The organism is Parafilimonas terrae (assembly GCF_900115755.1).
Classification (GTDB): domain Bacteria; phylum Bacteroidota; class Bacteroidia; order Chitinophagales; family Chitinophagaceae; genus Parafilimonas; species Parafilimonas terrae.
This window is the reverse complement of sequence record NZ_FOXQ01000011.1, coordinates 107,403-132,143: the sequence shown is the minus strand read 5'-3', so window position 1 is coordinate 132,143 and position 24,741 is coordinate 107,403. Positions and strand designations below refer to the sequence as shown.

The 24,741-nt window shown below is 39.4% G+C and carries 14 protein-coding genes; 7 read left to right on the top strand and 7 right to left on the bottom strand.

The features are described 5' to 3' along the window. The 3 genes from BM015_RS16485 to BM015_RS16475 all read right to left on the bottom strand — a co-directional run bounded on the left by BM015_RS16485 (position 1) and on the right by BM015_RS16475 (position 4,716). Complete coding sequence (locus BM015_RS16485) at positions 1-1,155, bottom strand: prolipoprotein diacylglyceryl transferase (protein ID WP_090661055.1); 1,155 nt, start codon at positions 1,153-1,155, stop codon at positions 1-3. Between the two features lie 57 nt (positions 1,156-1,212). Then, entirely contained in the window at positions 1,213-3,168 is a 1,956-nt protein-coding gene (locus BM015_RS16480; protein WP_177191942.1) for a sialate O-acetylesterase, read from the bottom strand. 150 nt (positions 3,169-3,318) lie between these two features. Continuing rightward, positions 3,319-4,716 carry an SGNH/GDSL hydrolase family protein gene (locus BM015_RS16475; protein WP_090661051.1) on the bottom strand — a complete coding sequence of 466 codons (1,398 nt, stop codon included), beginning with the start codon at positions 4,714-4,716 and terminating at the stop codon, positions 3,319-3,321. 260 nt (positions 4,717-4,976) lie between these two features. On the opposite strand from BM015_RS16475, the gene BM015_RS16470 reads away from it, so the two are divergent. Continuing rightward, complete coding sequence (locus BM015_RS16470; RefSeq protein ID WP_090661049.1) at positions 4,977-8,309, top strand: GH92 family glycosyl hydrolase; 3,333 nt, start codon at positions 4,977-4,979, stop codon at positions 8,307-8,309. Positions 8,310-8,457: 148 nt separating this feature from the next. Here BM015_RS16470 and BM015_RS16465 read toward each other — a convergent pair whose 3' ends face one another. Both BM015_RS16465 and BM015_RS16455 read right to left on the bottom strand, forming a co-directional pair. Continuing rightward, positions 8,458-8,748 carry an MjaI family restriction endonuclease gene (locus BM015_RS16465; protein ID WP_090661047.1) on the bottom strand — a complete coding sequence of 97 codons (291 nt, stop codon included), beginning with the start codon at positions 8,746-8,748 and terminating at the stop codon, positions 8,458-8,460. A 300-nt stretch (positions 8,749-9,048) separates the two neighbouring features. Beyond that, positions 9,049-11,604 carry a glycoside hydrolase family 38 C-terminal domain-containing protein gene (locus BM015_RS16455; RefSeq protein WP_218148521.1) on the bottom strand — a complete coding sequence of 852 codons (2,556 nt, stop codon included), beginning with the start codon at positions 11,602-11,604 and terminating at the stop codon, positions 9,049-9,051. Between the two features lie 525 nt (positions 11,605-12,129). Here BM015_RS16455 and BM015_RS16450 point away from each other — a divergent pair. Beyond that, the gene (locus BM015_RS16450; protein WP_245751463.1) at positions 12,130-13,932 is read left to right on the top strand and encodes a DUF4139 domain-containing protein; all 1,803 of its coding nucleotides are present in this window, start codon (positions 12,130-12,132) and stop codon (positions 13,930-13,932) included. On the opposite strand, the gene BM015_RS16445 is transcribed toward BM015_RS16450, so the two are convergent. Continuing rightward, on the bottom strand, positions 13,933-14,706 hold the full coding sequence (locus tag BM015_RS16445) for a response regulator transcription factor (protein ID WP_090661040.1): 774 nt from the start codon (positions 14,704-14,706) through the stop codon (positions 13,933-13,935). Between the two features lie 2 nt (positions 14,707-14,708). Beyond that, positions 14,709-17,846, bottom strand: coding sequence for a ligand-binding sensor domain-containing protein (locus BM015_RS16440; RefSeq protein ID WP_090661038.1), 3,138 nt, complete (start codon positions 17,844-17,846; stop codon positions 14,709-14,711). 514 nt (positions 17,847-18,360) lie between these two features. On the opposite strand from BM015_RS16440, the gene BM015_RS16435 reads away from it, so the two are divergent. From BM015_RS16435 to BM015_RS16415, 5 genes are all read left to right on the top strand, one after another. Further along, complete coding sequence (locus BM015_RS16435; RefSeq protein WP_177191941.1) at positions 18,361-18,918, top strand: RNA polymerase sigma factor; 558 nt, start codon at positions 18,361-18,363, stop codon at positions 18,916-18,918. Positions 18,919-18,951: 33 nt separating this feature from the next. Continuing rightward, on the top strand, positions 18,952-21,255 hold the full coding sequence (locus tag BM015_RS16430; RefSeq protein ID WP_090661034.1) for a GH92 family glycosyl hydrolase: 2,304 nt from the start codon (positions 18,952-18,954) through the stop codon (positions 21,253-21,255). Between the two features lie 273 nt (positions 21,256-21,528). After that, positions 21,529-23,238: a RagB/SusD family nutrient uptake outer membrane protein gene (locus BM015_RS16425; protein ID WP_090661032.1), complete on the top strand. Its 1,710-nt coding sequence runs from the start codon at positions 21,529-21,531 to the stop codon at positions 23,236-23,238. Positions 23,239-23,258: 20 nt separating this feature from the next. Further along, a complete protein-coding gene (locus BM015_RS16420; RefSeq protein WP_090661030.1) occupies positions 23,259-23,693 on the top strand; it encodes a DUF5004 domain-containing protein in 435 nt (144 codons plus the stop codon). A 2-nt stretch (positions 23,694-23,695) separates the two neighbouring features. After that, the gene (locus BM015_RS16415) at positions 23,696-24,694 is read left to right on the top strand and encodes a DUF4961 domain-containing protein (RefSeq protein WP_090661027.1); all 999 of its coding nucleotides are present in this window, start codon (positions 23,696-23,698) and stop codon (positions 24,692-24,694) included. Positions 24,695-24,741: the final 47 nt, after the last annotated feature.

Genomic DNA, 24,741 nt, shown 5'->3' with positions numbered 1-24,741 from the left:
TCATTTAATCTTATTTGCATTCAGTTTTGGCGCTATAAAATATAACAACAGGCCGCAGCAAAAACAAAGCACAGCAAGCATTTCAGCCTGCGTGGGATGCATTCCTAAAAAGTTATAACGAATATCAACGCGTATCTTCTCAATCAAAAAACGTTCAATGCCCATCAGCATTAAACAGTAAGCCGATACACGTCCCGCAAGCTTTTCATGCCTTAACGCAAATAATAATATCAGCACAATTATTAGCCCTGCGGCCAATTCATATAAAGGTGTTGGATAAACAGGTACGGCAAGTTTATAACAATAATCATCCCATGTGCAGCCTTGCATATAAATGCCTTTGCGTAAAATATTATGCGGATAATCATAATGCCATAGCCAATCCGGCAGCCAGCCAAACGGGTTGGGTTTTATATTGTTGATGCCCCAATCGCCATCGCCAGCAATATGGCAGCCTAACCTTCCTGATGAATAACCTAATATTAAAGCCGGGGCCAGCGCATCGGCCATACGCATACGCTGTACGCCAAATTTGTAATGATATAACCACATGGCAAATGTGGCCACTATAAAACCGCCGAGAAAAGCATAGCCTTCCGAAGAAAAAAAACTGTGCACGGGGTTGCTGATAAAATTATCCCAATCCTCCAGCACGCCGAATATTTTTGCGCCGATAATGCCCGACAAAGCTGCTACCAGAATTGCATGTGGCACATATTCATGCGGGTAAATTTTTTCAACCGTTTCAATTGCAGCAACTGAATGTTGTTTATGCTGAATATAAAAAGTTATTAAAGCCCATAACGCTCCGCAAATTATACCTGCTGTTACATTGCCCTGTAACGAAAAAAAATAATCTGCATTATTTTGATTAGCATGCCCTGTAAATAAACCAATGAGCTTAAAACCCCCGGTAAAGCCCAGCAGAAAATGAAACAATATGCGTTTAATGTTTATGCTTTTTTCAGCAATGGCCACTTCTGTTCTGTAAGTTAATTCACCGGTTTTTTCTTTATATTTCAATTCATATTCCCATAACCATGCAGCCGGCACAAAAGCCAGCGCCATAAAAAAACCCGCGGTGCTTATGGCTTTTAAAAAGGGAAGGCTAATGTCGGAAAGTTCTTTAATAAGATAATATAGGTTGGGATACATGAAATTTTATCTTCTGTTAATATGCATGAAGATATTATTATCGGCACACGATTTAATTTATTCTGTATAATTAAACTTTTTATAGGCTGTCATCAATTTAAAATCATCTGTTCTGAAAGGCGCAACCGGCAACCCTTTCTTATTATACAAATCAACTTCATCTGGCTGGCTGCTCCACAAATAACGAACGGCAACCGGCGATGAAATATGCCTGTTATATACCACAACCGTATTATCATTTTTTACATAAGCTCTTGCCCAATGAAAAACGCTGTCGCTGCCCGCAATGGCAAAACCATGTATATAACCATATTTGTTTTTGCAAACAATGTTATTATCAAATGTTATAATGATGCTGTCATGAACAACCTGCATGCTTTTATAACGAGCGCTCACTTCAATGCTATCTATATCATATACCATGTTTAATGCTGTCATTGCAAGGCGGTTGCCCACAGCCAGCTTATTATGCGGATGCAGGTTGTCCGTTTCGCCAATATCAATGGTTACAGCTAAACCGGTATTGGGCAATGCTAATGTTGATGCCTGTGCTTCCCGCAATTCAGCCCATTCGCTGTTTTCAGGCTGTTCAGGTTCTTTGCCAAGATTGGGTAATTGCACAATTAAAAAAGGCAAATCGCCCTGGCCGAAATGTTTGCGCCAGTCTGTTATCATCGCCGGTAATAATTGTTTGTATTCTTCGGCCCTGCCTGTATTGGCTTCGCCCTGGTACCATATAAAACCTTTAATGCTTAACTGCGTTAACGGCGCAATATTCGCATTGTATAAAATGGCAGGCGTACCAAAAATATAAGCATTGGACACAAGCGGCCTCTTAAATTTTGATGCATCAATTTTCACCCCTTTTTTATACCTCCATTTGCCGGCCCAGTACGGGCTCCAGAACATATTATACATGCCGCCTTTTCCACCGGCATCAAACACGCGCACTGCAACAATATTATTTTTTGGCTTGATGATGCTGTCCGGAATTTTAAATGCCGTCATATTCATATTGCCGTAAGCTTCTCCAACCTTAACACCATTTACCCAGCAAATATGATAATCATCCACCTGGCCTAAATTGATGTTGGCATTGCCAAAAAAATCTTTGGGAAAAGAATCATAACTTTTCCTGAACCATACAGAACCATCATAATCTTTCAGTTCATTATCTTCCCAGTGTGATGGCTGGTTCATAGTTTTCCAGTTGCTGACATCTGTTTCAGGTTTATACCATTGCTGTGTTAACCCCGGATCATCTTTTAAATAATATTTTTTATTCCACGATGACTTCATCTTTTCAAAATCATCATTCATTTGCTGCATGCTTTTATGCGGGGCGAGATAGGTGTTATAAAAATTATAGAATTGTGGAAACTGGTGAACCGCTTCGTTGCTCATCCATTCTTCAATAGCGGTTGCACCCAGGTTATCGCTTATTAAACCTATTGGAATATTTAAGTGCTGTTGCAGATAACTTCCGAAGAAAAAACCAACGGCTGTAAACCCGTTTACATCTTTTGCGTTGGCAACTTTCCATGTACCGCCTTTTATTGTATCCTGCGGAACAAAATCAGTTCCAATGCCAACTGTAAACAACCTTATTTGATTATTGTTGAATGTGGATGTATCCGGCTTTGGATTAGCTTCTTTAACTGAAAATTGCATGTTGCTCTGGCCGCCGCATATCCAAACATCGCCAAACAAAACGTTATTTAATTCGATAGTATTTTTTCCTTTGATAATGATTTGATAAGGCCCGCCCGCAGTTTGCGCGGGCAATGTTATTTTCCATTTGCCATTTATTGCAGTGGCATTATACGTTGCATTGTTAAATGATATTGTTACGGCTTCATTATTATCAGCCGTGCCCCATATATTGCAGGGTTTATCGCGCTGCAACACCATATTGTTTTGGAATAATACAGGCAATTTTACATTAGCGCCGGCATTGGTGAACGCCATCAGGAAAAGAATAGAAAGAAAATAACTGTTTCTATGTTTCGTCAATCGTGAAAAGTTAAACGTGAAAATTTCAGCCATGCTTGGAAATTGTTTGAATGAATAAAGATATTATCAGCCACAGATGCAGGCGTTTTATCTGTGTATCTGTGGCCAAAAAAAATCTGCCAATCAGGGGCATTTTAATTTAGTCTTGCATTAATTAACCTGCTCAATAGTAATTGTATGCTCAACGGGTTGCGCCAGTTTATACATCTCGTCAGCCATAATATCCATTTGTTTTTGAATAACATCGCGCTGGCTTTTTGTATGCGTTTCCATGTAGGCATCTTTCTTGCCATTGATGAACGGGTTCTTTTTTGCTTCCTCCCTTACAGAATCGGTGATGGCCTGCGAATCCTGCAGGAACCAGCCTTTATCGTATAAATAATTATAACTGATCCAGTAAAATGCACGCAGTTTATCTTCAAGGTCTTTACGTTTTAACTGCAGCTCCATAATTTTTTTGGCCTGCTGATATTGCGGCGTATTGCTTAATAACGCAAGATTGATACCCTCGTTTAATTCAGCGCCGGTAAAGGTTTTAATAGCAGCGCCATCAATCTTTAAAGCATAATTTTTAGCTGCATCGGCATTTTTTACCGTTAATATTTCTTCATCAAATTCTTTCACAAAAGGAATTACACTTAAAGCTTCATATTGTTTTTGCGGATTTAAAAATACCCTTGCAGTTGAATCTACCGGGAATGGCAACGACTTCGCTAAATATTTAAATGAAACGGCATTATTCTTTTTACCGATTGCTGTAACAGTTGCATTATCTGCATTGATGAGCTTACCGGTTTTTGCATCGATGGAAACATTGGCGATAGGTTTATTCGCTAATCCCTGCGCTTTTAAAAACAACCAGGCCATCACCAAATGGCCTGCATTGCCGGGGTGAATCCTGTCAGGCCCTGTAACCGTAAAAGCGGTATCTGTTTGCTGGCCTTTTAAATTAATATCAGTCATTGGGTAGAACAAATCAATATATGGCCAATTGTTTTTTATTGCAGCCTCTTTCTGAAAGGCAACTATGCCTTCCATGGTTTTAAACTTGCCCCAAAACGGGTCTTTACCATTCTTTACCGTTTCATCATACGGTGATGAAGCCATCATTATTTTTTTAATGCCGGGATAGGCATTCACTTTATCGCGAATTTTTTCAAACCATTTATAAGCTGTATCAATAGCGCTTTTGCGCACACTGTCCGTCTTGTCTTTATGCATCCAGTATTCAAAATAGCGGCTGTCGTTCATACCAAAACTTATGGATAAGACTGTTGGCTTTTTTGCAAGCAGGTCGCTATCCATACGCAAATAAATTTGTTTTGCCACATCGCCGCCAATACCACCATTGAACACGGTAATTTTTCTTTCAGGAAAATGGGTGATATAATACAGCCAGATATAAATTTCATAAAAACCGGCTTCCGTAATGCTGTTGCCCGCAAATACAACGCGGTCACCATTTACAAAAGGCTCAGGCGCTTTTTGTGCGAAAGAAAGCAAGCAGGCCATCAAACAAAAACAGCTTATAACGAGTTTTAATTTCATAACAACAAATTAGTAATGTAAATGGGTAATCATATTTTTTTAAAGAAAATATCGTTTGAACAGATGTAAGCCTGAAAGCATTTTATTCTTCATAATAATAGGGGCAGTTAAACCTGTTATTCAATAAATCTTACCGGCAGCAGGTAATACATAGTACATTCAGCAGGCAGTTACCACTATTGCGGGGACACAATTAACGCTTTTATATAGCGGTAAAACTATTGTAAAGTGTCTTATGGGTTACCACATAAACTTTTGCCTTGAAAAAAATTTCTTTCCTGTTTATATGTTGCATTGTTATTGCTGCGCATGCACAAACACAATACCCCGCTGATTATGTAAACCCGTTCATCGGCGCCAGCACCAGCGCGGGCAAAGCGGGCATTTATCATGGGCTGGGCAAAACTTTTCCGGGCGCTGCTACACCTTATGGCATGGTACAGGTGAGCCCGAATACCATTACCGGCGGCGATAACGGTTCGGGTTACAGTTATGAACACAACAGCATTGAAGGTTTTGCATTTACGCAAATGAGCGGTATTGGCTGGTATGGCGACCTGGGTAATTTTTTAGTGATGCCAACAACCGGTAAGCTTAAAACATCTTCGGGAAAATTGGAAGATAAACCTGGAGAAGGCTATCGTTCACGCTATGATAAAACAAGTGAAAAAGCATCTGCCGGTTATTATGCGGTTCAGTTAACAGACTATAATATTAAAGCAGAAATGACGGCCGCGCCACACAGCGGTATGTTGCGTTTTACGTTTCCTTCCAGCAAAAAATCACGCATACAAATTGATCTTGCGAGAAGGGTAGGAGGAACATCAACAATACAATACGTAAAACTTGTAAACAATAATACAATTGAAGGCTGGATGAGATGCACGCCTGATGGCGGCGGCTGGGGCAACGGCGATGGCAAGGCTAACTATACCGTTTATTTTTATGCGCAATTCAGCAAGCCTTTAAAAAATTACGGCGTTTGGAGTGCAAGCATTCCTGATACAGCAAGCCGCAAACGTGAAGCCGTTGAAAGTGATTATTATCAGCGATGGATTGCCAATGCCAGGGTTGAAAAAAATAATAAAGAGAAAGAAGGAAAACATCTTGGCTTTTATACAGAGTTTGAAACAAAAGCGGATGAACAGGTGTTAATGAAAGCAGGTATTTCATTCGTAAGCATGGAAGGTGCAAAGCATAATCTTGAAACAGAAATAAGTGATTGGGATTTTGATAAAGTTCATCAGAATGCAGTTAAGCTTTGGAACAATGCATTGAATGTTATTTCAATTAAGGGCGCAACAGAAGAACAAAAATTTGTTTTCTATACAGCGTTGTATCATACCATGATTGATCCGCGGATTGTAACCGATGTTGATGGTAACTATACCGGTGGTGATAATAAAATCCATCATTCCGCCACCTTTAAAAAGCGCACTGTTTTTAGCGGGTGGGATGTTTTCAGAAGCCAGTTTCCTTTACAAACTATTATCAACCCAACGCTGGTGAATGATATGATTAATTCGCTGGTAACATTGGCCGATGAAAGCGATAGCAATTATCTTGAAAGATGGGAATTGCTGAATGCATACAGTGGCTGCATGCTGGGCAATCCTGCTGTTGTGGTGCTGGCCGATGCATACGTAAAAGGCATTCGCAATTATGATGTTCAAAAAGCATATCAGTATGCCGTAAATACCAATGAAAAATTTGGAAACGGTAATATAGGTTATGATGCAGGCAGCATAGCCAAAACGCTGGAATATGCTTTTGACGACTGGTGCTTATCGCAGCTTGCAGATAGCCTGCATAAAACAACTGATGCAAAAAAGTATGCATTGCGTTCAATGAATTATAAAAATATTTGGGATACCGCACATAACTGGTTCCGGCCACGCAATGCAGACGGCACATGGGAGCCATGGCCAAAAGAAGGGCGTTTAACAGATTGGTATGGTACGTTTGAAACCAATCCTTACCAGCAGGGATGGTTTGTTCCGCATGATGTGGATGGCATGACTGCATTAATGGGCGGCAAAGAAAAAGTGATTGCCGATCTTGAAAACTTTTTTAATAAAACGCCAAAAACTTTTTCATGGAATAGTTATTATAATCATGCGAACGAACCGGTGCACCATGTGCCATTCTTATTTAACCGTCTCGGCGCTCCGTGGCTTACGCAATACTGGACAAGGATTATTTGCGACAGTGCTTATCACAATTCTGTTGAAGGCCTGGTGGGGAATGAAGATGTTGGCCAGATGAGCGCCTGGTATGTATTGGCGTCTGCTGGTATTCACCCGGTTTGCCCCGGATCAACAAGAATGGAAATTACAAGCCCTTTGTTTGGTGAAACTGCAATTCATTTAAAAGATGATAAAACGTTTACCATCATCGCACATAATAATACTTCATCCAATATTTATATACAAAGCGCTTTACTGAACGGGAGGCCGTATAACAAATGTTATATTGATTATTATGATATAATGAAGGGTGGTACACTTGAATTAACCATGGGCGAAAAGCCTAATAAAAATTGGGGTATAGCACCACAGCAAACTGCCTATAAGGATTCTGTTATTACCGGTTTTTTTAAAAGAACAAAAGGCGTTGTGGCTATGGATGGCGGTTATACAATCAGCTTGAATGATGGCAAAAAATTATGGCTGTTTGGCGACAGTTATATTGATGAATATGATAGTATAACTAAAACAGTTCCGTGCTTATTCCAGGCAAGGAACAGTGCTTTATTACAGCCTTCTGCAAATGATTGGAAAAAGGCTAATACAATTCCTTTAACCGGAAGTAAAAGCAATGACAAAACATTTTTAACAGATAAAAATAATCCTAATCATTTCTTCTGGCCGGGTTGCGGTTATCAGTTGAATGATACCATTTTTGTGTATGGCATGAACATGAAAAATGCAAAGGGCGGTTTGGGTTTTGCCAAGGCCGGCAACGATGTTTGGATAAAGCTTTCCTATCCTTCTTTAAAAACAATTGCTATACAGGAATTGGCTGATAACGACAGCATACAGTTTGGCAACGGTTTAATTGAAGATAAAGAAAATGGGTTTGTTTATATCTATGGCGCAAAAGCAAAATTTATATCAGCGGATGTATATGCGGCCCGGTTTCCGTTCAATAACCCTGCTGCGAAATGGATGTATTGGAACGGCTCATCATGGAACAGTGATATTAAGGATGCAAAATCTGTTACAGAAGCTTTATCCAACAGTACCACCGTATCAAAAGTGAAGGATAAATACCTTTTACTTACAGCAGAATTCAGTGTAAGCTGCGATGGCGGTAAAAATATTTATGCGGCTGTTGGCGATCATCCCCAGGGGCCATTTTCAAAACCTAAAATCATTTATACCATCAGCGATACATTGCAGGGCCATTATCCTTTTTTCTATTTACCAATTGCGCATCCTGATTGTATTAACGATCAAAATGAATTGCTTATTCATTATTCCATTAATGGTTATGAACCTTGTATTAAAAACTGCATTGATAACAGGTTTAACCCGGAATATTACCGCCCGCAGGCAATATATGTTTCATTGAATGAACTGGGCATTGAATGAACCAGCCCTGCGTGTTCTAAAATCTTCTACAGTGCAACACTGGCAACCGCAGAGCTTGTCCGCCGTGGCGGATTCCGTTCAACAGCGCTTTCATTGTTCGTCCTGCGGACGCAACGGGAGCTTAGTTATTGGCAGTATGTGGCTTTCGTTACAATTGTTCAAGCTGTTTAATTTCCGCAATTATCTCGTCAATTACTTCTTTGTTTTGGATTTCTTTCTTGTCACCAACTTTTGCCGAAAACAAATAGAATACTTTGCCACCAAAAACTTCTGTGAATTTTTGATGTGTCTTTTCTTGTAATGCGTATTCTTTGAAAATTTCAGGCAGTTGAATTCCTGTATTAATGGGTTTTATTTGAAGTCCAATGTATTTGTCTTTTACCTGAATAAAGAAATCAACGTTAAATAATCTGTCCCATTCATCGGGTTTATGAAACAAAACGGTTAAAAGCCAGTTTCTGAAGAGAGCATGTTTTCTAAAACCGCTCTCTTTTCTTTTTCATAATGAGGGTTGTATTCTGTTTTGTTTTTGAAGAGGATATAAGATAACTTCAACATTTTTCTTTCAATTGCCATTAAGTGCGCCGGTTTTCTTTTACGGTTGAATAGCTCAACACTGATTTTTAGAAACAATTACCCGGCAGATGTGCCAGACTGGTTTAACCCGGAATATTACTGCCCTCAGAATATATATGTTTCATTGAATGAACCGGGCATTGAATAGTTGAGAAGCGTTGTCTTACTGATACCTTGCATTTATCAGTTTAACTGTTTTAAAACCAAATAACGGAATGTTACATTCAAAATTAACTTTTTGCTTTTCTTTAAATTGAACAGTTGAAGTTATGATATCATTCAGTTCAACAAACTGCAATTCATCTGCATAACAATTCAGCCTGATATGGTGTTTTGCTTCATCAGAAGAATTGTTCACCAACCTTATATACAGATCATCACCTTTATAATACATGGCTGTAACAGCCAGGCCATCATCCACACTTTTAATAAAATCATTAACTGCTTTACCGGCATTGGCTGAAGCTGTAATAACAGGTTGGTTCCACTTAATCGTTTCATTGTTTAAACCAGCTTCATTCCATTTGCCTCTGTGCGGTATAAGTGCATAATGTATATCCGTTGGCCCGCTAATGCTGTAATTTCTGTCCCATAAACCAATACCCGCATATTGAATGGTTAAAGCCAATGGGAAATTTTCGCCATGCGAATAACTGGTTACATGGTCTGAAAGCAAGGCCATACCATAATTGCCATCACCATCGGTTACATCAACCCAGTTAAAAACAATATTGTTTTTAATACTGTCCCATCGGTTGTAAAAAGTATTGGATAATTTACTTTCCGTTACATCAAGCGGTGCATCTTTATATAGTTTTTGATGTTTTAAGTTTAGCGGAAATGCAGCCAGCAATTTGCAACTGTCATTATAAAAAGCTTTATGCCGGTCGGCCGAATAGTAGCCGCCATGTTGCCTGTAATCTTCACCAATGCCAATACCTTTTTTATAATCAATATGCAGTCCTGCGTCAATGCGTTTTTGCCCTTGCGTTATTGTAATAGTTTGAATAAAATTATTTCCGCTTATCGTTCCTTCAACCTGCAGTTTTATTTGCAAAGGACCGTTTTCAACAATGGTAATTTTTACCGGTTTGTGAGTGCTTGCTGCATAGCCGCCATTATTAAAAAAATGCCCGCGCAAAGTATTAAAATCGTTTGCATCATCAGCCACGAAATTTTTGTTATCGAGATTTTTTGCGATGAGTTGTTTAATGTTGCCACCTTGTGCATCAATTATTAATTTATACAGATCGGATTCCATTACAAAATCACCGGCTTTATTTTTTATAATGGAAGCGCCTGTTAATGGTTCCTGTTTTGTTGCCTGGATGAATGAATAACTGCTATAACTCAAAGCAGGAACATCTGCTTTAAATAATAATGTTTTAGATGAATCTTTATTGCTGATGATTTGAGAGGGAACATTGTTGCCATCTTTTTCTATGCCTGTAACTAAAGAATTATCATCGAGCGGTACCGATATAATTTCATGCCTGTTAATAGCTGTTGTATTAAATGCAATTACGTTTTGCCCATCGTTATTTGAAGCTCCGGCAGTTAATGCCTGCAGTGATTGCTGTATAATATTATTGGCTGTTGAGCCGGTAAAATTTGTCCAGTCCTTTACATGGGCAGCCCAGGTTTTTCCATTGTGCATGTTATAAGGAACAATCCAGCAATCGTGATGTTGCGCCAGCAGTAATGTTCGCCAGGCTTCGTCAAATTCTTTTTCAGGATAAGGAACGCCTGCATAGAGCGTTGCCAGCGCAGCAGCTTTTTCAGCCATGGTTATTTTATTTTCAACTGCACGAACTTCCTGTGCAATGCGCTGTAAAACCTGTGCGCCCCAAACAAGGCTTACCTGTATGTCTTCCTGTGAAAGCCGCCAATTTTCAATATTTTTTTTATTTTCTATCAGCCCGAAATAATTGCGCCATGTGGTGTATTGTGTAAGCGCGGATTTATGGTTGCCAAGCCAGCGTCCGTTTTTCCAGCCGGCATCCTGCAGGCACATACCAACGGGATATTGTATGCCCTGTTTGAATGCAGCATTAATGTATGCTTCCGAATTATTCCATGCTGTTGTTTGCCAGGTTGACCTTCTTTGTAAATCTTCCGAAGTATAACGGGGAACGGTTAATATACCTGTTCCATCCGGGCCAATCCAGTTCAATGATTCGCCGCCATAAGCTTTTACATAACCGCCCCAGCAGGTATTGGGATTTTTAAGCGAAGCGTATTTAAAACCCAGCGATTTTAATATGCCGGGCAATGCGCTTGTAAAGCAAGGCTCCTCCGATGAATACGTAGTAAATTTTATGGCAGGAAAATGTTGCTGCAATTTATGCATGCCATATTGAAATTGCCTAATGATGCTTTCCTCCGAAATATTGTATAAATAACTTTGCCCGTAAGATGGGTTTACATATTCGATGGCAACATTATCAGAAGAATCATCAATCAATTTTTTGATAGCTGCATACCCGGCGGGATCTTTTAGTTGAATGGTATCCCAGCTTTCGGGCTCAATTTCAAGGTTTACTTTCCAGTCTTTATGCATGTTCAAACTATCGGCAATAAATTTTGTTACCCATAAAGGATAATGGCCATAAATGCCGCCATGATAACCGTCAACAAAATAATTTGTTTGGGCAGTGAGCGGTTGATACGTTGTTAAAGCAATTAAAAGAAACAGGGAAAAGACAGTTATTCTTCTCACAGGCATTTAGTTTAAAAAAGGGGCAGGAATACCCCTTTTAATTTTACGACTGCTTGTGTATGAGACAAAAAATATATAGTTGATATGTGTAACAATTCTAATAGTTATTGGGATTAATAAATCTCTGCAAAACCGCTCTTTCTCAATTACATTTCACAGCTATAAGTAACCTTAAAAATCGTTTCCCGCTATTCATAAAATTTATTTATGGATTCATGGTAAGAATTGTTTAACCGGCAATTGTTTTTGAGATAAAAGCTGTTGAATGAACTTGCTTTATATGAAATGGTTTTTCCGTTTTTAAAAGCAGGATTACAGGTTCATTGTTGTCTGTATAACCTGGGCTAAAGCCGCATTGTACAAGGATTTCAAGCATAACCACAGGCTTAAGCCTGCGGTTAGTAAAAGCAGGCCGTAAAGGGCTTTAGCCCGGGAGAAAATATTTTAGCCGAACAATAATGTTACAGGTTATGTAAAAAAGTTTTTTTCTGCATCTGTTGTTGAAACAATTGTATGAAGAAAAATATGATTACCCTTTTACTGCTTATTACCTTCTTTAATATTTATGCAGCAGATAATAAAAATGAAGTGCAGGCAAGCCTTACCGCTGTTACCGTTTACAGGTCCGGAGCGGAAATGACACATACTGTTTCCGCCACTTTGGTTGCAGGAAATAACCAGGTTATAATTGATAACATAAGTAATGCAATTGACAGCAGCAGCATTCAAATAAAAGCGCCGTCTTCTGTTACAATTCTTGGATTTGAATTTTCAAAAAACTACCTGGTAAATACAACTAAAACGCAGCGCAGGCAACTGCTTGACGATTCCTTGCAAACGGTGCAAAGCCATATTGATAAACTTTCGCTTTCCATCAATAATGCAAAAGAATTGCTGGATGTGCTTAAAGCGAACCGGGAAATAAAAGGGGAACAAAATGGTGTAAGTGTATCTGAACTGGAAAAGCTGATGGATTATTATTACTCAAAATCAACCGAACTGCAAAACACCATTGCCGCATTAACTGAAAAGAAAAATAAAGCAATTGTTCTTATCGATAAAATAAAAGATCAAATAGATGAAGAAAATAAAAAGAATATAAATACGGCGGGCAGGTTAACGCTTGAATTAAATGCCGCTATGCCTGTAAAAGCAGATTTTGTTGTTTCTTATATTGCCCGGAATGCTTACTGGCAGCCGTTTTATGACATGCGTGCAGACAATATTCAGCTTCCTTTAAAAATTTTTTATAAGGCAAAGATTGTTCAAACTACCGGCATTGACTGGAAGCATGTAAAGCTTTCTTTGTCAACAGCAACGCCATCGCAAAAAGGCAATGCGCCGGAGTTGCAATCATGGTTTCTCGGTTATATTAATCGTTATCAGCATAATAATCTTAATAGTGCTTTAGCGGGCAGCGCAGCCGGTATTCAAATACGTGGCGCTTCAAATTTGAGTGAAGTAGTTGTTGTTGGTTATGGCGCCGAAAAGAAGGACGACATGGCCGGTAATTATGTTGCGCCTAAACCTGTATATGTTGTAAATGGCAATGTTGTAAGCGATGACGTGTTCCGGCAAATAGACCCTAACAGCATTAAAAGTATTGATAAATTAAAACCTGCTGCTGCAAAAAATATGTATGGCAGCGTTGCAGAAGGCGGGGCTACTGTTGTGCAATTGAAAGAAGGCCTGCAGGATTATATTGCCGTAACCGATAAAACGCTGAATGTAAATTTCGATATAGATATTCCTTTTGATGTGCCAACAAGTGGTAAAGAACAAACGGCCACTTTGCAAATTATTGATGCCGGTACGGCATACGAACACATTGCTGTTCCTAAAATGGATAATGATGTTTACCTTATAGCGAAACTGCAAAACTGGGAAAGGCTGAACCTGCTGCCGGGTGAAGCCAATATAATAATAGAAGGCACTTATGTTGGCAAAACTTATATTAACCCGGAAAAAACATCTGATTCGCTTGATATAACGCTGGGCAACGATAAGCGTGTGGTTGTAAACAGGAAAAAGCTTGAAGACTTTAGCAGTGTAAAGTTTTTAGGAAGCAACAAACTTCAAAAATTTACTTATGAAATTGTGGTAAGGAATAATAAAAAAGAAGCGGTAAATATTATTGTAAAAGATCAATACCCGCTAAGTACGAATAAGGATATTGAGGTTGAATTAAACGAAACTTCAGGCGCTGTGGCTGATAAAGATAATGGTACGCTGGCCTGGCAACTGCAACTTGGCCCGAATGAATCAAAAACCCTCCGGTTTTCTTATTCGGTTAAATATCCCAAAGACAAAACAATTAATATTTACTGATCAGCGATCGCTTTTCTCTTTCAAACGATGGTGTATATATTCAGAAGGCATTATGCCAAATTGCTTTTCAAAATTCTTGCTGAAAATTTTGGGAGAATTGTAACCTACAATTTCAGACACTTCATTAACGTTGTGGCCTTCTGCCATTAACTCAGCCGCTTTTTTTAAACGGGTAAGATTAATGAGATCGTTAGGGGTGAGGTTAGAAATGGAATTTATTTTACGGTAAAATGTTGGCCGGCTCATATTCATAAATTTTGCAAGCCGGTCAACATCCAGGCCGGTATCCTGCAAATGTTCAACAATTACCTCGTTTACTTTATCTAAAAAATGTTCATCAGATTTTGTGTGTGCAATGGTTTTTAACGCTACCAGCGGGGAGTTTGCAAAGAATTGTTTTACCTTATTCCGGTTGGCCAGCAAACTTGCTATTTGCGTTTTTAAATATTTAGGCGAAAAAGGTTTTTCAATATAAACATCAGCACCCAGTTCAAGGCCTTCAATTTTTGCCTGCAAAGTATTTTTGGCCGTTAATAATACCACGGGCAAATGACTTAGTTCAACATCAGATTTAATAATGCTGCATAATTCAAAACCGTCCATCACAGGCATCATTACATCGCTTACAATAAGGTCGATCACCTCATTTCTCAATACATCCAGCGCTGCTTTCCCGTTTATTGTTTTTTTTATATCATATAAATCCAGCAGGTTGCTTTCAATAAAATCAAGTATCTCCACATTATCTTCCACTAATAAAATTACCGGCTTCATATTCAGTCGCTGTTATGTGTATTATTGATGGGATGAACCGGCAATGTAAGCACAAATACATTCATGTGTTTTGCAGATGTATCCAACACCAGCGTGCCGCTATGCATTTCTGCCAGCGAGCGGCTTAGCGTTAAACCAATGCCGGTGCCGGCATGATTAGATGTTTCCTTAAGGCGATAAAAACTATCAAATATCACTTCCTTATTTTCTTCGGGAATAATAAAGCCATCGTTGGAACATATTAACTGGTATTTTTCTTTTTTGTCATTCGTATAATGCAGGCTGATGGAAACAAATTTCTCTGCGTATTTAACCGCGTTATCAATAAGGTTGCTGAATATTTTATTCAATGCTTCCTCATCTGCATAGGCAGATAAATTTTCAACCGACTTTACATCAAGCCTGATATTTTTTTGCTCAGCCACCGGTTTAAAACGTATATAATTATCATACAAAAGGCCGGAAACATTTGTTTTAATAAAACTGAGATGAAAGCCGTTCATTTCAATTTTTCTGAAATCAAGCAATTGATTGGCCAGGTGCATCAGCCTGTCTGTATTACGGCTCATCAGTTCAACACTTGTTTTAATGGAAGGCAGTTCATCAATCTGGTCCATAATATTTTCCATCGGGCCTTTTATTAATGTAAGCGGCGTTTTAATTTCATGCGCCACGTTGGTAAAGAAATTTATCTTGTCTTCATAATTTTCTTTTTCTTTTTCAAACGCCAGTTTTTCAAGCCTGCGCTGTTGCCTTGCCCTCGACCGGTCAATAAAAAATTTAATTGTAAAAAATATTACCAGTAAAGCCAGCACAACATATAAAGTGTATGCCTGCCAGGTGCGCCAGAACGGCGGTAATATTTCAATATCAAGTTTTGCATAATTGCTGGCTGCATTTTTTTCGCCCAATGCTTTTACAAGAAAGGTGTAGCTGCCCGGCGCCAGCTCTGTAAAGTAGGCTTTACGGTTGGTGGAGAGATAAGTCCAGCCTTTATCAAGCCCTTCCATTTTATACGCATAGCCAATGGTGGAAGGTGCGTTATAATTAAGCGCAGCAAAATCAATATTGAAAGATGATTGATTATGCGCCAATGTGATTTTTTTGGTGAACGTGATAGATTGTTTAAGCGGCGACTTTGTTGAATCTATCGCCAGCTCTTTGTTATATACCTGGAAACCGGTAATATAAACAGGTGGAATAAAATCGTTGTTAGTGATGGAGTCAGGATTAAAACTAATCATGCCTTTAACACTGCCGAAATACATATTGCCTTTATCGTCCTTGCAGGCTGACCGGTAGTTAAACTGGTCTGTGAGTAGCCCATGCGATTTATTAAATATTTTTATCTCCTTTGTTGAAGGCGTAAACCTCACCAGCCCTTTGGAAGTGCTTACCCATAAATTATTATGGTTGTCTTCAAGAATAGCATACACCACATCTGCGGGCAGGCCATCTTTCGATGTATAAATATGCAGCTCTTTTTTTTCAGGTTTATAAGCGCAAAGCCCGCCTTCAGTAGCAAACCATACCGTGTTTTTGCTATCGTAATAAATATAGTTTACAATGTTGCAGGCAATAACCTGGTTGTGATTGATAGAAAAAAAATAATGGTCTGCTTTGTTAGTGGAGGGGTTATAAATGTAGATGCCATCGCCATAAGTGCCGCCCCATATATTGCCCTTATCATCTTCGCCCAGCGCACGAAAAAAGCCTTTTGGCAAGGCGGTAATGCGTTCAAAATTGTTAGTTGATGGCAGGTATTTAAATGCGCCTTTATCAGTGGCAGCAATTATTTCACCACGCTTTGTTTTAAGTAATGCCCCTATAAAATTGCTGCCTATATTGGCATTAAGCGTATTAAAATTGTGCAGCCTTTTACCATCGTTGTTCAGTAAATCGAGCCCGTGTAAATAAGTGCCCGCCCATATCGTATCATTATAAGCAAGCAGGCTGTGAATATTGGAATATGAAACCGTTTGCCTGTTTTTCGCCGGGTTGTAATTGATGAAATTGCCGGTTGCGGGATTGAATTTGTTGAGCCCTGCATCTTCTGTGCCTATCCATAACATGCCGTGGTCATCTTCATAAATTTCACTCACGGCATTACCGCTTATGGCATTCTCATTTACCTTGGGAAAATATTTTTTAAAAATAATATCCTGTTTAGGATAATAATTTACGCCGCCAAAATAAGTGCCTGCCCATATACCGCCTTGTTTATCCATGCAAAGCGTTTGCACAATATTATCTGATAAAGAATAAGGGTCTTCAATCTGTTTTTTAAGGTTGTAATAATTGCCGTTGCTGATATTTAAAATATAAATGCCCGACTGTGTTGCAATCCAGTATTCATTTTTATTGATGGCCAGTATGTCGCGTACAATTATATCTGTTTTGTCTGTATTTAAAGTAAGCAGGTCTTTATACGTTGATGTTTTTATATCGAATAATTTCAAACCCTGGTTAGATGTGCCGATGAGCAAAGTGCCATTGCCTGCATCGTACAGCGATTGAATCCATTTTGAAACAACATAACCGGAATGGCTGAAGAGATCATATTTTTCATCGAAGCTGTTGCTGGCTGCATTGTATTTTGCAATGGTGCCCGATGAAGTGGTTACCCATAAACTGCCATCTTTTAAAATATTGTAAGCCGTTACTTCTTTATTTATTTGAAATGCACTGGTAACATTTGTTTTTATGTTGTGCCGGTACAGTGCATACAGCGTTATATAATATACGTTGTCGCCAACAACTTTTACAGATTGCACCGAGCCATTGCCTGCAGGCTCAAATTTTGTAAAGCTTTCTGTGAGTTCATCAAAAATGAATAAACCTTTTTCCGTGCCCGCCCAAATTTTTTTATCTGCTGTTTCTGATAAGCTCATGATGGCGTTACTGCCAATACTTTTTTTGTCTGAAGGATTATTACGAAAGATTTTATAAGAAAGCCCGTCAAAACGGTTCAGTCCATCCCTTGTGCCAAACCACATAAAACCAAGATGGTCCTGCATTACGCAAAGCACAGCATTGTTTGAAAGGCCATCTTCAACCTGGTAGTGCGTAAAATAGTAAGGCTGGCTGCGGGCATCAGCCATAATAAATAACAATACCATGAATGCAAAGCATTTCCTCATATATGGCAAATATGCGGTGAAAGTGAATTGTTTGATTACCGGCAGTTGTGCAGATGGCAGTGTTACTTATTCCTAATGCTGCATAATTGCATGGCAGGTTTATCGTGAAACGTCAATCGTAAAACCTGAATATAACAATCTGCAAATTTTCAGAGAATAAGGTTGGAATGAGGGATGTAACTTTTTCTGCTACTAAGGTTTAACACATTCTCTTTAAAAAATTTTATGAATATGTAACCTTATTGTTTTGCTGATCTTAATAGCAGAACGATCAATCATTTTTGTTCAACCTTATCACCTTATTCAATCCACCTGGCAAACTGTAATAATCTTTGTCAATATTAACCAATACAATTGTTTCAAGTAATTGCTTTATCAATTTTGAGACAAATCCGTACAAACATGAAACAAAAAATCTTCTTGCTACGGGCATAAATTTTTCTTTTTGCTACGGTTACTGCTTATCATTTGTAAGAAAGCTATACGCCAGTACTTAAAATTGATTGCCATGATTATGATGAATAACTGCCACCAGCAACTTTCAGACAGGGAACTGCTTGATCTTATAAAAGAAGATGACAAAAAAGCTTTTGAAGAAATATACAGCCGCTACTGGGATTTTTTAATGCAGCTTGCAATGAAACTTTTACAGTCGAAACAAAAAGCGGAAGATATGGCGCAGGAAATCTTTATCAGCTTTTATAACAGGCGTCATAAGTTTGAATTAACGGTTTCGCTGCGTGCCTATTTTTCGCAGGCTTTAAAATTTAAGGTGATGAATGAATTCCGGTCGCAGGTGGTTAGGGATACGTACAGCAGGCATATACGATATGTTTATACTTACGCGGTTAATACAAGCTGCCATGCTTATGAAACAAAAGAACTGGCTTATCATATCAGCCGTTCCATTAATTTATTGCCTGAAAAATGCAGGCAGGCTTTTTTATTAAGCCGCAGTGAAGACCTTTCTTATAAGGATATTTCCGGCCAGTTGAATATTTCTGTAAGCACGGTAGAAAAACATATCAGCAAAGCGCTGAAGTTTTTAAAAACCAATGCCTGCCTGCAATAATTTCAACCTGTAATAATAATTTCATCTTATAACATGATTGCATTTATACGAATTAAATTCATCGCTATTTTTCTTTTTATTACCTGCTGTTTACATGCACAAAAACCATTGGTTGAATATGTAAATACATTGCAGGGCACTAACTCAAGCTGGGATTTATCTTACGGTAATGTTTATCCAACCATAGCCTTGCCGTTTCCCATGCATTCATGGTCGCCGCAAACCGGCAAGAATGGCGATGGCTGGAAATACACTTACGATGCAACAACCATTAGAGGCTTCCAGGAAGTGCACCAATGCAGCCCGTGGATGGGCGATTACGGCGTGTTTGCTTTAATGCCTGTTACCGGAAAATTATTGGTGAATGAAGATGAACGCGCTTCCTCTTTTAAACATGATAATGAAGTTGCAAAGCCATCTTATTATAAAGTAAAATTCGATAATGGTATTACAACTGAAATAAGCCCAACGGAACGCGGCGCTTTCATGCGTTTTTCTTTTCCAAAAAAAGATGCGTTTATGGTGTTTGATGGTTATACAAAATTCAGCGCCATACAAATAATACCGGAAGAAAAAAAGATCATTGGTTATGTTACCAACGGCACATTCATCCCCAAAGAATTTAAAAACTTTTTTGTTATACAATTCGATCAGCCTTTTGTTGCTTATGGCACCTGGAAGCAGGAAGATGGCAGCATAACTGCGAATAATTTGTTTGACTCAGGGCAAAAGCGCGGCGCTTATATACAATTTAAAAAAGGCGCGAAGGTGAACGTAAAAATCGCTTCGTCTTATATAAGCCCGGAGCAGGCTGCGCTTACTTTGCAACAGGAGCTGGGCCAATACAAAAAATTGAAAGAAGCCACTGCTGCTGCTAATAAAACCTGGAATGAATTGTTAGGGCGCGTAAAGGTTGAAGGGGGCACAGAAGAAGAAAAGGCCACGTTTTATTCCTGCCTGTTTCGTGCAAATTTATTCAGCCATAAATTTTATGAAATAAAGGAAGATGGAAGTCCATATTATTTTAGTCCTTATGATGCCAAAATACATGATGGGTATATGTTTACCGATAATGGTTTCTGGGATACATTCCGTGCACAATTCCCGTTAAGCAATATCCTGCATCCAACCATGGAAGGAAGGTATATGCAATCGTTGCTGGATGCACAGCAGCAATATGGTTTTTATCCAACATGGTCAAACCCTGGCATGAGCGGCGTAATGGTAGGCAATCATGCTATATCATTATTAACCGATGCATGGATAAAAGGCATAAAAACTTTCGATCCGGAAAAAGCATTGGAAGCCTATTTGCATGAAGCCACCAATAAAGGATTTTGGGGCGGTTCAAGCGGGAGGGAAGGCCATCAATACTGGTTTCAGCTTGGCTATATTCCATACAAAGAAGTAGGTGAAAGCGGCGCTAAAACATTGGAATATGCCTATGATGACTGGTGCGCTTATCAACTGGCAAAACTTACCGGCAATTCATTTTATGAAAATGTTTTTGCAAGGCAAATGTTTAACTATAAAAATATTTTTGATACTGCGGTTGGCTTTGTTCGCGGCAGAACAAAAACAGGGGAGTGGGTACCTGAAAATTTTGATCCTGTTGAATGGGGCGACCCGTTTACCGAAGGCAATCCATGGCAATGGACATGGTCGGTGTTTCATGATATAAATGGTTTAATAAAGCTGATGGGCGGCGAACAAAAATTTAATGCAAAACTGGATAGTTTATTTACAGCGCCGAATGTTGTAAAGTATGGTTCTTACGGCCACGAAATACATGAAATGAAAGAAATGGTATTGCAGGATATTGGCCAGTATGCACATGGCAATGAGCCGGTGCAGCACGCAGCTTATTTATATAATTACAGCGGCCAGCCCTGGAAATCGCAAAGGCAATTACGGGAAATAATGGCGAAGATTTATAATGCAGGCCCCAATGGTTTTCCGGGCGATGAAGACCAGGGTGAAACTTCATCGTGGTATGTGTTGAGCGCTTTGGGCTTATATGCTGTTTGCCCCGGCACAGATCAATATGTAATTGGCAGCCCGGTGTTTAATAAGGTTACAATTACGCTGGAAAATGGTAAGCAGTTTATTATTGAGGCAAATAACAACAGCGCTAAAAATGTATATATACAATCAGCCAAACTGAATGGCGTAAACTATAACCATAACTGGATTACTTATAATGATATTATTAACGGTGGCGTATTGCATTTTGAAATGAGTGATGCGCCCAATACCAAACGCGGCATTGATGATGCAGATAAACCGTATTCTGTTTCCGTAACGCTGCCAGGCACTTCAAAAGCCTCAGACCGGTAGCAACAATTTTAGGTATATCTAACGTGATGTGCTGTTAGAATTATGAGCATGTTAGTATTAAATTATGTTGACAGAGCGTCATGCCCGGGTAGCGAGACGTCTCATAAAATTTATGTTGCTAATTATTCAAGAGATTTCTCCTATCGTCGAAATGACGGTTCGGCTTTTCTTTATATAATTTAATAGCACCGCAGGTTAAAAAATAATTAAGAAATAATTAGAACTTAATAGCGGTTGCAAAAAAAATGAGTGACTATATACAATAACGATGATATGAAAAGATTATTCTTTGGTGCCATTACTGCCTGCGCATGTTTAATTACAGCCTGCACAAAAGAAAATTTCCTTGATAAAACTGCAACGACCGATCTCGATGAACAATCCGTATTTTCTGACAGCGCCCGTTCAATGGATTTTCTTTCGAATATTTATGCAAATGTAGATTTCAGTTTTAGCCTTTCCAGGTTTGGCGGTGCTGCAGGCCTTGATGCCGGCAGCGATGAAGCCGAAGGGCCTTTGTCAACAACCGTTACCACCTACAACCAGTTTGCATCCGGCGGCGTAACGGCATTCAGTATTGCAACAGATGCATGGAATAATTCCTATACGCAAATAAGGGCCGTAAACCAATATTTAAAACATCTTGCTGTTATTCCCTTCCCCGATCATTTAAAAAGCAGGACAAAAGGCGAAGCCATTTTTTTACGTGCATGGTATTATGCATTGATGCTGAAACATTATGGCGGTGTGCCTGTAATTGGCGATACCGTATATGCAGAAACAGATAAAATTAATACGGTAAGAAACACTTACGAAGAGTGCGTGAATTATATTACGGAACAATGCGATCTTGCTGCTTCTTTATTATCTGCATCTTACGCCGGCCTTGATTATGGAAGGGCAACAAAAGGCGCAGCGCTTGCTTTAAAAGCAAAAGTGCTGCTGTATGCGGCAAGCCCGTTGTTTAATGGTGGTGCAGAAACAGATGACGCTGCATTAAAAGCAATTATAAGTTATCCCACTTATGATGTAAACCGCTGGAAACTGGCTGCAGATGCGGCTAAAGCGGTTATTGACCTTGGCGCTTACAGTTTAAATATTGATAACGATACAAAGCCCGGTTATGGCTTTTACAACCTGTTTCAAAAGCGTGTAAACAGCGAATACATTTTTGCAAGGATGGAACCCGATAATAAAGATCTTGAAAATTTATGGAGGCCGCCTTCCCGCGGGGGAAGTTCCACGCAGGGTTCTTTTCCTTATCAAAATCTTGTTGATGCCTTTGAAATGAAAAACGGGTTATCTATCACTGATCCAGCTTCAGGTTATAACGCAGATGATCCATATACCAACAGGGACCCGCGTTTAGACTTTACCGTTACGCATAACCTGTCTATGATCTATGTTGCTTACGACCAGCTGCGCCCTGTTTACACGTATGACGGCGAGCCAAACGGCGATGGCTTTGGCGCAGGCACGCCCACCGGTTATTATGGAAATAAAATGTGTAATGATAATGTAATTCCTAACTACTTCTTTAATGTATCGCAGCGGTGCTACCCGATGATAAGATATGCCGATATTTTGCTGATGTATGCTGAAGCTATGAATGAATATGCAGGCCCGTCGCAGGAAGTATATGATGCCGTTGAAGCAATAAGGCAGCGTGCAGGCCTTGATCCTTACCAGTTGAAACAAGGAATGAATAAAGATGAAATGCGCACGGCGATACAGCATGAAAGACAGGTGGAGCTTGCATTTGAAGAATCAAGGTTTTGGGATGTAAGAAGATGGAAGATTGCAGATCAGACAGATAACCAAACCATGTATGGCATGCGTGTGCAAAAAGATGCAAACGGCAACTACAGCTATTCAAAAGAAACGGTGCGTAAACGCAGTTTCAGGGCCGCTATGTATTTATGGCCTATTCCGCAAAGCGAAGTTGCCAAATCTTCTGACTTGTTGCAAAACCCCGGATATTAAAAAAGATAAAATTGAAATATATGCTTGCGAGAAAAATATTTTTTCCTGTTATAATGATTATGGCCGCTGCTTCCTGCTCCACAAAAAAAGAAATGATGGCCGAGCCGGTGAAAGATCTGAATGCAACCTGGCATATTCAAAATGTTACCAGGAATACGGTTGACATAACACAATACATTGATGCGGCTGATTTCAGGCTTACATTATCGCCCGATAATACTTATACGCTTGAAGGAAACAACATTCCGTTTCTTGTAAACAATGCAGCCGGCACCTGGTCATCGGATGATCCGCAATATCCTTACAACATTACACTTAAACCTGCTGACAGCACCAGCAGTTTCAGCGGCAGCATTGCAACGCCTGTATCAAAAGGGCAGCGCACATTAAGCATAACATTCAGTCCCGGATGTCACTCCAATACTTACATCTACACATTTGAAAAATCTAATTAAACATGCAGGCAACATCAAAAAATAAAGGATCGATCAGGAGAAAGATATACCTGTTATTGTTTATTGCTTTTGCAGGTTTAATTATTACTGCATGTGTTTCAACGCTCACCATTGTAAGCCAGGATGCATTGGTTACGCCCGGCGATTCTGCACACATGGTGATAGCGTTGCAATGGTCTGAAATAAACTACGACCGCAACGACAGGCAGGTGGTTGGTATTTGTGTGCCCAAATCATGGAATGCAGCACTCAATACCACCATGACTTATACAAGTGATGTAGGAAATGGAAAACTCGTTGTGATACCCGATGGCATTACAGAGCCTTCAACCGGGTTATCTTATCCCACTGCAATGATGAACAAGTTTGGCATTGGCCCTAACTATATCAATGACATGGAATGGGTTGTTTTCTGGACGGACAATAAATTATTCGCAGCCAATCAAACCACTGTAAATGGCACTATATACATCAGCATAAAAACCGGCGAAGATTATTTAAGCTTTAAGCCTGGTTATGCCATGTGTGAAGATGAAGATGGCTTGTCTGATGAAAATTCCGGTTATTATCAAAGCCAGTTTGGAACCTGTATGGAAGTGATAGGAAATGACCTCACTGTGGATGTGCAGGATTTCTGTAATCCGCAAATTGGGCCAGCAGAACCGTCAAGCTCCACGCTCAACGATATTATCACTATCAAATACAATGGCAATCTTGATACCTCTGCATTAAAGAACCAGGCCAATATTTATTTCTGTGCAAAAGCCTTTACTACCACGGGCGACAGCATAGAAGTTTGCCAGCCGTCGGCACAAACACAGCTCACGCCTTTTGATATAAAACAATGGCGCATAGATTTCTGGCCAAAGAAGTTTTTCAACGTGCCGGATGGCATTGAGCTGAAACAACTGCAATATTATTTCACCGATCAAACAGGGGCGCTTAAAACAGGTTATGGCAATACGGATGCACCGTTTAAATACACTTTTAAATGCAAATGATAAAAGCCTGAACATGCATAAAGCCATCATAGCTAAAACAAATTGTT

What these genes read in the sequence shown, in the direction of transcription:
- BM015_RS16485 (WP_090661055.1), bottom strand. Translation starts at nt 1,155, where the DNA reads ATGTATCCCAACCTATATTATCTTATTAAAGAACTTTCCGACATTAGC.
- BM015_RS16475 (WP_090661051.1), bottom strand. Translation starts at nt 4,716, where the DNA reads ATGAAATTAAAACTCGTTATAAGCTGTTTTTGTTTGATGGCCTGCTTG.
- BM015_RS16450 (WP_245751463.1), top strand. Translation starts at nt 12,130, where the DNA reads ATGATTACCCTTTTACTGCTTATTACCTTCTTTAATATTTATGCAGCA.
- BM015_RS16445 (WP_090661040.1), bottom strand. Translation starts at nt 14,706, where the DNA reads ATGAAGCCGGTAATTTTATTAGTGGAAGATAATGTGGAGATACTTGAT.
- BM015_RS16440 (WP_090661038.1), bottom strand. Translation starts at nt 17,846, where the DNA reads ATGAGGAAATGCTTTGCATTCATGGTATTGTTATTTATTATGGCTGAT.
- BM015_RS16435 (WP_177191941.1), top strand. Translation starts at nt 18,361, where the DNA reads ATGATGAATAACTGCCACCAGCAACTTTCAGACAGGGAACTGCTTGAT.
- BM015_RS16430 (WP_090661034.1), top strand. Translation starts at nt 18,952, where the DNA reads ATGATTGCATTTATACGAATTAAATTCATCGCTATTTTTCTTTTTATT.
- BM015_RS16425 (WP_090661032.1), top strand. Translation starts at nt 21,529, where the DNA reads ATGAAAAGATTATTCTTTGGTGCCATTACTGCCTGCGCATGTTTAATT.
- BM015_RS16420 (WP_090661030.1), top strand. Translation starts at nt 23,259, where the DNA reads ATGCTTGCGAGAAAAATATTTTTTCCTGTTATAATGATTATGGCCGCT.
- BM015_RS16415 (WP_090661027.1), top strand. Translation starts at nt 23,696, where the DNA reads ATGCAGGCAACATCAAAAAATAAAGGATCGATCAGGAGAAAGATATAC.